Consider the following 12,370-nt stretch of genomic DNA (forward strand, 5'->3'; position numbering starts at 1 on the left):
CGTGTACACGGATTTCGTGTCGCTCATCCGGGACAACATCCATACCCACGGCGACGACCGGTCGTTCACCTTCATCAGCGAGGAGCCGGGCCGCAAGTACAAGGAGAACGTGCTCGGGTTCGCCGAGCTCGACCGCAAGGCGCTCGCCCTGGCCTGCCGCCTGGAGGCGCGCGGGCTGCGGGACCGGGCGGTCCTGCTGCTGTATCCGGAGGGCCTGGAGTTCATCACGGCGTTCTTCGCCTGCCTGTACGCGCGGGTGATCGCGGTCCCGGCGCCGCTGCCCGACCTGGACGCGGGGCGGTTCGGCCGCACCCGCCGCATCATCGAGGACGCCGACATCGCGCTGATCCTGACCGACACCGCCCACCGGGCCACCCTGGACGCGTGGCTGCGGGCGGCCGGGCTGCGCAACCGCGTCCACTGCCTGGACACCCAGGCGGCCAAGGACGCCGACCCCGGCGGCTGGACGCCCCCGGAGTTCCGCCCCGAGACCCTGGCGTTCCTGCAGTACACGTCGGGGTCGACCAGCGACCCCAAGGGCGTGATGGTCTGCCACGGCAACCTGCTGTGCAACGGCGAGGAGATCAAGCGCCGCATCGAGGGCTCGCCGGACACCGTCGGCGTCGGCTGGGTGCCGCACTACCACGACATGGGCCTGGTCGGCCAGTTCCTCGAACCGCTCTACCTAGGCTGCCGGTACGTGTTCACCTCGCCCATCACGTTCATCAAGCGGCCCGTGCTGTGGCTGGAGCTGATCACCCGGTACCGGGGGACGATCACCGTCGCCCCGAACTTCGGGTACGAGCTCGCGCTGCGCCGCGTCACCGACCGGCAGCTGGAGGGCCTGGACCTGTCCTCGCTGACCGTCGTCAAGAACGGCGCCGAACCCGTCCGGGCGGCGACGCTGGAGGCGCTCGCGGAGCGGTTCGGCCCGGTCGGGTTCCGGCCCGAGATGTGGATGCCCTGCTACGGGATGGCGGAGACGACGCTGCTCGTCACCGGCGCGCCGATCGGCAGCGGGCCGGTGATCCGCGACTTCGACGCCGAGGCCCTCACCAAGGACGTGGCCGTCCCTCGCAACGGTGCGGACGGCGGGGCACTGAACGGCGGGGCACTGACCGGCGGGGCACTGACCGGCGGGGCCGCGGGAGGCCGGGGCCGCGGTGGCGTCAGGCGGCTGGTCAGCAGCGGGCGGCCCGTCACCCTGGAGGTGCGCATCGTCGACCCCGAGACGCGCGCCGAGCGCCCGGAAGGGCGCGTCGGCGAGATCTGGGTCCGGGGCGGGAGCGTCGCCCGGGGCTATTGGGGCAGCCCTGAAGAAAGCCGGCGGACTTTCGGGGCCCGCACCAATAACGGGGAGGGCCCTTATCTGCGCACCGGTGATCTTGGATTCGTCCTGGACGGCGAACTGTTCGTCACCGGAAGGATCAAGGATCTGATCATCGTGAACGGCCGGAATATCCATGCCCACGACATCGAGGAGGCGGCGCGGGCGGCCCATCCGGCCGCGCTGGTCGGCGCCGCGTTCTCCATCGACGGAGCCATTGACCCCGATGTCGGAGGGACTGCCGGCGGCACCGGCGACGGGGGTGCGGACGCCGGTTCCGGCGGGACGGCCGCGGGACTGGACGGCGGCCGCGAGCACGTCGTCATCGTCCAGGAGATCAGCACCCGGGCGGCCACGGGGACGCCCCTGCAGGAGCTGGCGTCCCTCATCAAGGCCCGCGTGGCGAGGACGTTCGAGCTGCCCGCGGTGAGCGTCGTGCTCGCCGCGCGCGGCACCGTGCGCCGCACCACGAGCGGCAAGATGCAGCGCCGGCTCACCCGCGAGGCGTTCCTCACCGGAGAGATCGCCGCGCTCGCCGACGATCTCGAACCGGGCGTCTCCGGCCTCAGGCGGGCGCACGTATGAACACCGCGCCCATGACCCCTCTGACATGCGAATTCGAAGATCGAAAAATTCGCACTGACCAATCCTAGTCAAAAGCATGACTAATCATGTCTTTGTCTGATAACGTCGGTCTCAACCCTGAGTCAAGGCGGGGAGAGAAGGCCGATGGCGCTACGTCACGCGGTGCTGGCGGCGCTGCTCGACGGCGAGTACAGCGGCTACCAGCTGGCCAAGATCTTCGATTTGTCGGTCTCCAACTTCTGGCATGCCGTACCGCAGCAGCTCTACTCGGAGCTGTCGAGGTTGGAGACGGAGGGCCTGATCCGCGGACGGCAGATCATCCAGCACGACCGCCCCAACAAGCGGGTGTACACGGTCACCCAGGCCGGCATCGACGAACTGGAGCGGTTCGCCGGCACCCCGGCCAAACCCGGCATCATCCGGGAGAACCTGCTCGTGATGGTCCAGGCCGTGGACCACATCTCCGCCGAATCCGTGATCGCGCAGCTCGAGGACAGGGCGGTCGCGGCCGCCGCCAAGGTCGAGGTCTTCGAGCGCACCCTGAAGCACCTGCGCGGCGACCTCGACGAGGAGAGTTTCCTGCGCACCGGGTCTCCGCTCGGCCCGTACCTCACCTGCCTGCGGGGCCGCCGCTTCGAGCAGGAGAACTACGAGTGGTTCACCAGCACCGCCCGGCTGCTGCGCAGCCGGACGGGCACCCATGCCGAGGGGGGCGAGCCGTCGTGACCGGCATCATGCGGCCCGCGCCCCTCCGGAAGACGGCGCCATCCGCGCCTACCCCCCACGCCCACCCCAGCCTCGCACCCCGGCCGGGCTGGACCCGGGCGACACGCCTTAGTCAAGGAGGCGTTCATCATGTCGGGCGAACACCACACCATCGAACTCCCTAGCAGTCCACTCCCCAACGCCGCACTGCCCGCCGGCGCCCTCGCCGGCGGCACCGCCCTCACCGCGCCGCAGGGCCTGCCGGTGATCGACGAACCGCCCCCGCTGCTGCTGGGCGAGCTGACGCTGCCCGCCGAGCGGGCGTCCGTCCCGCGGGCGCGGCGGTTCAGCCGCTCCGTCACCGCCGCGTCCGGCATCGCGCACGTCCGCGACGACGCCGAGGTCCTGGTGTCCGAGCTGGTGACCAACGCGGTCCGGCACGCGACGGCGCCCGGCGCCGCGCTGTGCCTGCGGCTGCTGCGCGCCGGCGTCCGGCTCCGCATCGAGGTCCACGACCAGGGCGCCGGGGTCCCCCGGCCGCGCCGGGTCGACCTCATGGAGGAGACGGGGCGGGGCTGGTTCCTCGTCGCGGTCATGGCCGACCGGCACGGCACGGACCACACCCCGGCCGGCAAGTCGGTGTGGTGCGAGCTGCGCGCCTGGCCGCGGGACGAGCACCCGGCGCACTGAGCACCCCGTTCGCAGACCCCCGGTTCGGCGAATGGAAGTGCCATGCCCGAATACGCGCCCGCTCATCACCCGTCCGTCGGCTACTACCGGGCGGACGGACGGCCCGCCACGGCCGAGGAGGCCCAGCGGCTGCTGCTGGACGTGCGGGGACGCCTGCTCGCGCAGGACGTCATCCGCGTCGGCGCCGTCGTCGTGGTCGTCTCGACCTGGTTCACCGTGGTCGATCTCGGCATCGCCGCGAACGGCCGGCCGCTGCTCTGGCAGACGATCGTGTCCGACCACGCGATGCACGCCGACATCGGGCAGTACACCTCGCGCGAGAAGGCGGCGCGCGGCCACGCGCAGGCCGTCGCCATGATCTCCGGCAGGCTGCGCGGCCTGGTCGCCCGCGCCGCGCTGGACGAGGTGCGCCCCTGAGACCCCGGTAACGACACACCCCGCATCCCCCCACGACACGGGCCGCGATACCGGCCCGCCCTCGGCATGAGGTTGTGATCTGATGGCCTCGAAGACACCCCGCGACGGCGCCCCCGGCGGCAAGTCCCGGCGGCGGCGCCCCATCCGCCTGCGGATCACGGCGCTGCTGCTGGTCCCGCTGGTCTCGCTCATCACCCTGTGGGCGTTCGCCGCGAACATCACGCTCGGCGACGCGTTCGACAAGTACGACTTCTCGACGACGTACGAGAAGATGGGCATGCCCGGCCTGTTCCTGGTGAACCAGCTCCAGGCGGAACGCTCGCTCAGCGTCGTCGCGCTCGTCTCCGGCGACGCCAAGGACAAGCAGAAGCTCGGCGCCCAGCGCGCCCGGGTCAGCGCCGTCGAGAAGTCCTTCCGCGGGACCGCGCTGTCGTCCGACGCGCAGGACGCGGCGCAGCCCGAGACGAAGCAGCGCCTCGCCGAGGCGATCAAGGCCCTCGACACGCTGCCGCGGCTGCGCGGCCGGGTCGACTCCGGCCAGGTCGCCCCGCTGGACGTCATCAACTCCTACAGCACGATGCTCGACCAGGTCATCAAGGTCTTCGACGGCCTGGTGACGGTCAACGACGTCGCGATCCTCACCCAGGGCCGCGCGCTGATCGGCATCGGCAACGCCCGCGCCTACATGCTGCGCGAGGACTCCCTCGTCACCGCCGCGATGGCGCGCAAGGGGCGGCTCACCCCCGCCGAGCACACCGCGTTCGTCCAGTGGGCGGCGGAGGGCCGGCGCGAGTTCGAGGCCGGCCTCGCCGACCTCAACGACCAGATCCGCGGGCCGCTGGCGCAGCTCGCCGCGTCCCCGCAGTTCAAGCGGTACCGCGCCGCCGAGGACGCGATCGTGAACGCGCGCGGCGACCGGCTGCCGGCCGAGGCCGCCGACTGGCAGGCCACCACCCAGCTGCTGTCGCAGGCGTGGGGCCAGAAGGTCCAGGAGGCGAGCCTCGCGCTGAACGAACTGGCCAAGCCGATCGGCGAGCGGATCGTCATGCGGCTCGTCCTCGCCGGCGGGTTCGGGCTGCTCGCGGTCGTCGCGTCGATCGTGCTGTCCCTGCTCGCCGCCCGCAGCCTGTCCCGCGAGCTGCGCGGCCTGCAGCGCGCCGCGCTGGACCTCGCCGACAACCGGCTGCCCGGCGTCGTCGCCCGGCTGCGCCGCGGTGAGGAGGTGGACGTGGACGCCGAGGCGCCGCCGCTCGTCATCGGGAAGACCCGGGAGGTCGCGCGGGTCGGCGACGCCTTCACCAAGGTGCAGCACACCGCGATCGAGACCGCCGTCCGCGAGTCGTACCTGCGGCAGGGCATCAGCCGCGTGTTCCTCAACGTCGCGTGGCGCAGCCAGTCGCTGCTGCACCGGCAGCTCCGCATGCTGGACGAGATGGAGCGCAGCGCGTCCGACCCGAAGGCGCTGGAGGACCTGTTCCGGCTCGACCACCTCACCACCCGCATGCGCCGGCACGCCGAGGGCCTCGTCATCCTGTCCGGGACGTCCCCGGGCCGCGGCTGGAGCCGCCCGGTGCACGTCGAGGACGTGCTCCGCGCCGCCGTCGCCGAGGTCGAGGACTACACCCGCGTCGAGGTCGTCGTCGTCACCGGGCAGGCCGCGGTGATCGGCGAGGCCGTCGCCGACATCATCCACCTGCTCGCCGAGCTGATCGAGAACGCGACCGTGTTCTCGCCCGCGCCGACCGAGGTGCTGGTGCGCGGCGAGATGGGCGCCAACGGGTTCGCCGTCGACGTCATCGACCGCGGCATCGGCCTCGACCAGGCCGAGCTGGACGCGCTGAACCTGCGGCTGTCGCGGCCCCCGGAGTTCGACCTGGCCGTCACCGACCGGCTCGGCCTGTTCGTCGTCGCCCGGCTCGCCGGGCGGCACGGCATCAAGGTCGCCCTCCAGCCGTCCCTGTACGGGGGCGTCAGCGCCGTCGTGCTGATCCCGCGCGAGCTGATCGTGGACGTCGACCAGCCCGACGACGAGGACGCCGCGGCGAACGGCGACGTCCCGGTCGCGGGGCCGGGCGGGCAGAACGGGCGCGCGGCGGCGAACGGCTCGACGCGGCAGTGGCCGACGCCGTCGGCGCCGTCGTCGACCGCGATGCTGAACGCGCCGGTGTACGACACCGTGCGGGACGCGCCGCCCGCGAACGGCGCGCCCGACCGGGCGCCCGACACCGCCTTCGACACGGCGCTCGCCTACGAGGCCGCGCCGCCCGAGACGCCGGCGTCCACCGAGGATCGGCCGGAGTTCGACGCGGCGGTGGGGTTCAACGCGTACGACGGAACCGAGACCCCGACGTCGTACGGCGCCCCACCGTCGTACGGGGGCTCGCCGTCCGAGACGCCGCCGCAGGCCCCGCCCGGGCCGCCGCCGGTGTTCGACGCCACGCGCCCGTTCCAGGCCGCGGGCCCGCGCATCCCCGCCTACGGCCACGACCCCCACGCGGGGACGGGCCGGTACGAGGCGCCCGCCTCGTTCGGCGAGACGCAGGCCCGGGCCGGCAACGGCGGGCGCGCCCCGCTGCCGCGCCGCGTGCGCGGCGGGAACCTCGCGCCCCAGCTGCGCGACCCGGACGGGTTCGACGAACCCGCCGCGGCGCCTCCCGACGACGCGATCGCCGCGTGGGAGGAGCGCTCGGCGGAGGCGTCCCGCGACCTGTTCGCCTCCCTGCAGGCCGGCTGGCTGCGGGGCAGGGACGAGGACGAAGGACCGGCCGACGGCATGGAGGGAAGATCATGACCCAGCAGGGAGTCGCGGCCGAGCTCAACTTCCTCCTCGACGACCTCGTCGAGCGCGTCCCGCAGATCCGCAAGGTGGTCGTGCTGTCCCGGGACGGGCTCGTGATGGGCAAGTCGCGCGGCGTCGGCCGCGAGGACGCCGAGTACCTCGCGGCCCTCGCCGCCGGGTTCCACAGCCTCGCGATCGGCGCGAAGCCGCAGCTGGAGTCCGGCGAGATCCGGCAGACGCTCATCGAGATGGACAAGGGGCTGTTCTTCGTCGTGCCCGCCGGTGCCAACAGCTGCCTCGCGCTGCTCAGCGAGGTCGGCGCCAACGCGGGCCTCGTGGCCTACGAGATGACGATGCTGGTCAAGCGCGTCGGCCGGCAGCTGTCCACCGGGATCAGGCAGAGCGCCGCCGGCCCCGGACCCAGGTGACCCGCCATGGACCCCAGTGACGTGCCCGGTGCTCCCCGGGGTCCCGGCAGGGAACGGTGGCTCGACGCCGCCGCCGGGCCCATCGTCCGCCCCTACGCGGTCACGCGCGGGCGGACCCGGCCGGCCGGCGAGCCGCTCGACATCGTGGCGATCCTCGTCGCGACCGGGCGGCCGCCGGCCGAGCCGGGGCGGCTGTCCCGCCACCAGCGCCGGCTGCTCGCGCTGTGCCGCCGCCCGCACGCCCTCGCCGACCTCGCCTCCGACCTGAACCTGCCGCTCGGCGTGATCCGGGTGCTGGCCGGCGACCTGATCGAGTCGGGCCTCGTGGACGTCCAGCGGTGGTCCACGCCGGTCTCGCCGACCGGGCAGCCGACCATGATCCAGCCGCATACCGACCAGAACCTGCTCAGGATGGTGCTCGATGAACTCCGCGCGCTCTAGAACCGACGGAGTAGCCCAGGGGAGCGCGGGGGGTCGTGCCCTCTCCACCGGCTACGACGCCCCGCCCGCGTCCGACGACGCCGGCGACCGGGAGGACGGCCCCCGCGTCGCGCTGAAGATCCTCGTCGCCGGCGGCTTCGGCGTCGGGAAGACGACGCTGGTCGGCGCGGTCAGCGAGATCCGGCCGCTGCGCACCGAGGAGGCGCTGACCGACGCGAGCATCGGCGTCGACGACCTCGACGGCGTCGCCGCCAAGACCACCACGACGGTGGCGATGGACTTCGGGCGCATCACGCTGCGCGACGGCGTCGCGATCTACCTGTTCGGGACGCCGGGCCAGGAGCGGTTCTGGTTCATGTGGAACGAGCTGTCGCGCGGCGCGCTCGGCGCGGTCGTGCTCGCCGACACGCGGCGGCTGATGGCGAGCTTCGCCTCGATCGACTACTTCGAGCGCAAGGGCACGCCGTTCGTCGTCGCGGTGAACTGCTTCGACGACGCGGACCGCTACGACCCGCCGGAGATCCGGACGGCCCTGGACATCGACCCGCACGTGCCCGTGCTGATGTGCGACGCGCGCCGCACGGGTTCGGCGAAGGAGGTCCTCGTGTCGCTGGTCGAGCACGCCCTCCGCCTCGCCGGCGGGTCCCGTTGACGTGCGGCGTGTTGCCCTTATCGGCGCGGTCATAAGGGCAACACGCCGCAGCTCAACGGTTAATCGGGCTGCTCCTCGGGGTGGGGCGGGCGCATGATGATCTCGTCCACCGCGACGTCGTGGCCGTCCGCGCACCGGACCTGCGCCGTCACGCGCTCGCCGCAGCGGGCGTGGGTCAGCATGACCTGGCGCCCCTCCTCGTGTGGCAGGTACGTCTCGCCCCACTCCATGAGGCTGACGAGGGTGGGTGCGAGGTCCAGGCCCATCTTGGTCAGGTGGTACTCGTAGCGCGTGCGCTGGCCGGGCTCCTGGTACGGCTCCCGGGTGAGCAGTCCCGCCTTGACGAGGTGGCGCAGGCGGGCGGTGACGGCGGACTCGGTCATGCCGAGGTTGCGCACGAAGTCGCCGAAACGATTGGTGCCGAAGAACGCCTCGCTGAGCACCAGCACCGCCGAGGGCGGGCCGAGCGCGGCCAGGGTGCGGGCGACCGGGCAGTTCTGCATCGACCAGGCGTCGCGGTCGGCGAAGTGCCCCTCAAGTGCGATTGTCACGCGACCACTATAAACCTGCTGACTTCGCTTGACCAAAGTCAGGCCGGGCGCTAGCGTCCCTGACTATGGTGAAACAAAGTCAGGTACGCACCGGCCCCGTCCTCGCGGTGCTCTCCGTCGCCTCCTTCATGGCGGGCCTGGACCTGTTCATCGTCAACGTGGCCTTCGACGACATCGGCCGCGACTTCGCCGGCACGCCGATCGCCGACCTCTCCTGGGTGCTCAACGCCTACGCGATCGTGTTCGCCGCCCTGCTCGTCCCGCTCGGCCGGCTCGCCGACCGGTACGGGCGCAAGGCCGGGCTCGTCCTCGGCCTCACCGTCTTCACGCTCGCCTCCCAGGCGTGCGCCGCCGCCCCGGACCTGTGGTGGCTCGTCGGCTTCCGCGTCCTGCAGGCCGCCGGCGCCGCCGCCCTCATCCCCACCAGCCTCGGGCTGCTGCTGTCGGCGATGCCGGCCGCGCGGCGCGGCGGCGCGGTGCGGATCTGGTCCGCGTCCTCGGCGATCGCCGCCGCGGCCGGCCCCGCGATCGGCGGCGTCCTCGTCGACGTCTCCTGGCGCTGGGTGTTCGAGGTGAACGTCCCCATCGGGATCGCCGCGGTGGTGCTCGCGCTGCGGCTCGTCCCCGACTCCCGCGAGGGCGCCACCGCCCGCGTCCCCGACCTGCCCGGCACCGCCGTGCTGACCGGCGCGGTCGCCCTGCTCGCCCTCGGCCTGGTGAAGATCAACGACTGGCCGGGCGAGCGCACCACCGTCGTGATCGGCGCCGCGCTGCTCGGGCTGACCTGGTTCTGGCTGCGCTCTCTGCGGCACCCCGCGCCGGTCATCGAGCCCGCGCTGCTCGCCGTCCGCACCTTCTTCTGGTCGAACGCCGCGGTGCTGCTGTTCACCGTCGCGTTCGCCGCCAACCTGCTGCTCGGCGTGCTGTGGATGCAGCAGGTCTGGCACTACTCGCCCATCAGGACCGGGCTCGCCGTCGCGCCCGGCCCCCTGATGGTGCCCATCATGGCGCTCATCGCCGGACGGCTCGCCGCGGCCCGGGTCCCCGTCGGTCTGATCACCGCCGTCGGGTGCATGCTGTGCGCGTTCGGCGTCGCCATGATCGCGATGAGCCTCGGCCCGGCGCCGGCGTACGCGTCCCAGCTGCTGCCGGGCTGGCTCATCGGCGGGACGGGCGTCGGCCTCGCCCTCCCCACCATCCTGTCGGCCGCCGCGGTCGAGCTGCCGTCCCACCGCTACGCCACCGGCAGCGCCGTGGTGAACATGAGCCGGCAGATCGGCACCGTCCTCGGCGTCAGCCTCGCCGTCGCCGCCCTCGGCACCCCGCGCGGCTGGCCCGAGGTGCACGCCTCCTACGTCAACGCCTGGCTGATGGTCGCCGGGTTCATGGTGATCGCTGCGATCGCCGCCCTTGGCATGACCCCGCGCCGCCTTCGGCCCGCCCCACCCGTCCCCGAGCCAGAGAAGGAAGTGGTCGCCGGAACCTGACCCCGCCTTGAGAACAGAAGAACCCGGGCATCGGACGAAGCCTTGACCCGGACCGCGAGGTCCGGTTCGCCCGACCGCCCGACCCACAGCAGGCACCTCATGGCCAGAGGTGCCTGCTGTATTTCGTCTCCGTGGCGCTTGCCGCTCCGCCCCGCTACGCCTGGAGGGCGGCGAGGATGACGAGGAGCAGGGTCGCCACCGCGAAGAGGCCGTGGCCGAGGACGACGGGGACGGGGAACGCGCGCTCCGGGGCCTCGGCGGCCTGCGCGGAGCCGGGGGCGCCGCCGGCGGTGCGGACGGCCGGGGCGCGGGTCACGGCCAGCCAGCGGAAGAACATCACGAAGCCGAGCAGGGCGACGGGCACGAGGAGGACGAGGGCCGTCCAGGCGAGGGCCTGCGCGTCGGCGAGCAGGTAGATGATCCAGACCACCAGGCCGGCTGCGGCGAGCGCGAAGTGGCCGAACACGACCGGGACGGGCAGGCGGGACGTCCCGCCGCGCGCACCGCCCCGGGTGATCCAGGTGCCGAGCATGTAGAAGCCGCCCGCGGCGGTGATGAGCCAGGTGACGAGTGCGGCGATGGTCATGCGTTCTCTCCTTGGTCGGCGGTGTGACGGGGTGCGGTCCCGGTCCGGGTGAAGCCCTCGGCCTGCGTCTTCTCGTCGGCTACGCGGACGCCGTAGCGGTAGGCGAGCTTCCCGCCCAGGAATCCGGACGCGGTGAGGGCGGCCAGGGCCGCGGCGGACAGCGCGATGCGGCCCGGGGCCACCGGGCCGCCGGTGTCGTCCAGGCGCCAGCCGAAGGCGGCCGCGTAGGCGGCCGTCACGGCCAGGTTCAGGGACATGTGGACGAGCGCGGTGCGGAAGACCCGCGTCCCGGGCGGGACGGCGAGCAGATCGAGGAACCCGGTCGCGGCGGCGGCGAGCGCCCCCGCGACGCCGAGGCCGATGAGCCACAGCGAGCCCTCGGCCAGGAAGCCCGGGTCGCCGGCCACGTGCGACGCGACGTCGAACACGAGGCTGGCCACCCACGCCCCGATCGGCACCGTCACGAAGATCGGGTGCAGGGGATGGCCGTAGCTCCCGGCGAGCGCGCTCACCGGGCGTTTCGCCTGCTGCTGCGGATCGTCCATGACGACCTCCTGTTTCACCAACGAGTATTGGTGTTATAGCAGTGATCCGTCAATAGGGGCGAGTCCGAGGGGAGTCTCATCCGGTTTCGTCGAGATTTTTGGGTGTTACCGTGATCGCGGGTTAGGGTGGTGGGGTGACTTCCGACTCCGCCGGGCTGGCGGCCGCCGCGATCCTCAGCGACGACCTGCGGCGCCGCATGTACGCCTTCATCCGCGCGGCGAAGGCGCCGGTGACCCGGGACGAGGCGGCGGCGAGCGTCGGCATCTCCCGCAAGCTGGCCGCGTTCCACCTCGACAAGCTGGTCGACGCCGGGCTGCTGAGCGCCCGCTACGCCAACCCGTCCGGCGTCCGGCGGGTGGGCCGGGCGCCGAAGGTGTACGAGCCGTCCGGCGTCGACGTGCGGGTCAGCATCCCGCAGCGCGAGCACGCGCTGCTCGCGAGCATCCTGCTGGACGCCGTGCGCGGGCAGCGGCCCGGGGAGAGCGCGCGGGATGCGGCGCTGCGGGCCGCCGAGGAGCGCGGCCGGGCGCTCGGCGAGGCCGGCCGGCCCGCCAGGGGCGGGCGGCTCGGCACCGAGCGGGCGCTGACCTGCGCGGCCGAGGTGCTGGAGCGGCACGGGTTCGAGCCCGACCGGGAGGGGCCGACGCGGCTGCGGCTGCGCAACTGCCCGTTCCACCCGCTCGCCGAGGACGATCCCGGGCTGGTGTGCAGGGTCAACCACGCCTTCCTGGCGGGCATGGTGGACGGCCTCGGGGCGTCCAGCGTCCGGGCCGAGCTCGCCCCCCACTCCGGCTACTGCTGCGTCGAGTTCGGCCCGCGCGACGAGTGATCTGTCCCAATTAGGTCGGTTGCGATAGATCTGAGCGATAGATCTTGCTTCTCCGGGTTAGTCAGTAAGGAGCGCCGATGTAGCCCCGACGGGCCTGGAGGAGCGATGAGCCTGCCGTTGCACGAGAGCCGCGTCCTCGCGCTCATCGAGATGGGGCTGTGCCGCGAGGACCGGGAGCTCGCGGCCCGGTTCGCCATGTTCAACCGGTTGGCGGCGGCCGAGACGCCGCCGCGCCGGGAGCGTCTCGAACCGAGCCGGAGGCTGTGCTGGACGCTGACGGCGGTGCTGATCGCGTCGATCGTCGCGCTCGGTGCGATCGCCGCGGCGGTGGCGGGCTGAGCGGGGGC

The 12,370-nt window shown here is 72.8% G+C and carries 14 protein-coding genes; 11 read left to right on the plus strand and 3 right to left on the minus strand.

Features of this window, described 5'->3' with window-relative positions; translation table 11 throughout:
* The first annotated feature begins 1 nt into the window (after position 1).
* The 8 genes from ACIWVC_RS25175 to ACIWVC_RS25210 all read left to right on the plus strand — a co-directional run bounded on the left by ACIWVC_RS25175 (position 2) and on the right by ACIWVC_RS25210 (position 8,024).
* The gene (locus ACIWVC_RS25175; RefSeq protein WP_396449719.1) at positions 2-1,912 is read left to right on the plus strand and encodes a fatty acyl-AMP ligase; all 1,911 of its coding nucleotides are present in this window, start codon (positions 2-4) and stop codon (positions 1,910-1,912) included.
* Between the two features lie 144 nt (positions 1,913-2,056).
* Positions 2,057-2,638 carry a PadR family transcriptional regulator gene (locus ACIWVC_RS25180; RefSeq protein WP_396449720.1) on the plus strand — a complete coding sequence of 194 codons (582 nt, stop codon included), beginning with the start codon at positions 2,057-2,059 and terminating at the stop codon, positions 2,636-2,638.
* 129 nt (positions 2,639-2,767) lie between these two features.
* Positions 2,768-3,307: an ATP-binding protein gene (locus ACIWVC_RS25185; RefSeq protein ID WP_396449721.1), complete on the plus strand. Its 540-nt coding sequence runs from the start codon at positions 2,768-2,770 to the stop codon at positions 3,305-3,307.
* Between the two features lie 42 nt (positions 3,308-3,349).
* Positions 3,350-3,724 (plus strand): hypothetical protein, encoded by a 375-nt coding sequence (locus tag ACIWVC_RS25190; RefSeq protein ID WP_396449722.1) that lies wholly within the window; start codon positions 3,350-3,352, stop codon positions 3,722-3,724.
* A gap of 82 nt (positions 3,725-3,806) precedes the next feature.
* On the plus strand, positions 3,807-6,515 hold the full coding sequence (locus ACIWVC_RS25195) for a nitrate- and nitrite sensing domain-containing protein (RefSeq protein ID WP_396454646.1): 2,709 nt from the start codon (positions 3,807-3,809) through the stop codon (positions 6,513-6,515).
* On the plus strand, positions 6,512-6,931 hold the full coding sequence (locus tag ACIWVC_RS25200) for a roadblock/LC7 domain-containing protein (protein ID WP_396449724.1): 420 nt from the start codon (positions 6,512-6,514) through the stop codon (positions 6,929-6,931). Before ACIWVC_RS25195 ends, ACIWVC_RS25200 begins: the two co-directional genes overlap by 4 nt.
* A gap of 6 nt (positions 6,932-6,937) precedes the next feature.
* Complete coding sequence (locus tag ACIWVC_RS25205) at positions 6,938-7,372, plus strand: DUF742 domain-containing protein (RefSeq protein ID WP_396449725.1); 435 nt, start codon at positions 6,938-6,940, stop codon at positions 7,370-7,372.
* Positions 7,353-8,024, plus strand: a complete 672-nt coding sequence (locus ACIWVC_RS25210) for a GTP-binding protein (RefSeq protein ID WP_396449726.1) — start codon at positions 7,353-7,355, stop codon at positions 8,022-8,024. The genes ACIWVC_RS25205 and ACIWVC_RS25210 overlap by 20 nt, the downstream gene beginning before the upstream one ends.
* A 59-nt stretch (positions 8,025-8,083) precedes the next feature.
* On the opposite strand, the gene ACIWVC_RS25215 is transcribed toward ACIWVC_RS25210, so the two are convergent.
* Positions 8,084-8,575: a winged helix-turn-helix transcriptional regulator gene (locus ACIWVC_RS25215; RefSeq protein ID WP_396449727.1), complete on the minus strand. Its 492-nt coding sequence runs from the start codon at positions 8,573-8,575 to the stop codon at positions 8,084-8,086.
* A 65-nt stretch (positions 8,576-8,640) separates the two neighbouring features.
* On the opposite strand from ACIWVC_RS25215, the gene ACIWVC_RS25220 reads away from it, so the two are divergent.
* Positions 8,641-10,062, plus strand: coding sequence for an MFS transporter (locus ACIWVC_RS25220; protein WP_396449728.1), 1,422 nt, complete (start codon positions 8,641-8,643; stop codon positions 10,060-10,062).
* Positions 10,063-10,216: 154 nt separating this feature from the next.
* On the opposite strand, the gene ACIWVC_RS25225 is transcribed toward ACIWVC_RS25220, so the two are convergent.
* Together ACIWVC_RS25225 and ACIWVC_RS25230 are read right to left on the minus strand one after the other, a co-directional pair.
* Positions 10,217-10,648, minus strand: coding sequence for a hypothetical protein (locus ACIWVC_RS25225; protein ID WP_396454647.1), 432 nt, complete (start codon positions 10,646-10,648; stop codon positions 10,217-10,219).
* Positions 10,645-11,193 carry a DUF2231 domain-containing protein gene (locus tag ACIWVC_RS25230; protein WP_396454648.1) on the minus strand — a complete coding sequence of 183 codons (549 nt, stop codon included), beginning with the start codon at positions 11,191-11,193 and terminating at the stop codon, positions 10,645-10,647. The genes ACIWVC_RS25225 and ACIWVC_RS25230 overlap by 4 nt, the downstream gene beginning before the upstream one ends.
* A gap of 134 nt (positions 11,194-11,327) precedes the next feature.
* Here ACIWVC_RS25230 and ACIWVC_RS25235 point away from each other — a divergent pair, with 134 nt between their 5' ends.
* The gene (locus ACIWVC_RS25235; protein WP_396454649.1) at positions 11,328-12,023 is read left to right on the plus strand and encodes a helix-turn-helix transcriptional regulator; all 696 of its coding nucleotides are present in this window, start codon (positions 11,328-11,330) and stop codon (positions 12,021-12,023) included.
* Positions 12,024-12,128: 105 nt separating this feature from the next.
* Positions 12,129-12,362, plus strand: coding sequence for a DUF3040 domain-containing protein (locus tag ACIWVC_RS25240; RefSeq protein ID WP_396449732.1), 234 nt, complete (start codon positions 12,129-12,131; stop codon positions 12,360-12,362).
* Positions 12,363-12,370 lie beyond the last annotated feature (8 nt).

The organism is Actinomadura sp. (assembly GCF_044508335.1).
Lineage (GTDB): Bacteria > Actinomycetota > Actinomycetes > Streptosporangiales > Streptosporangiaceae > Spirillospora.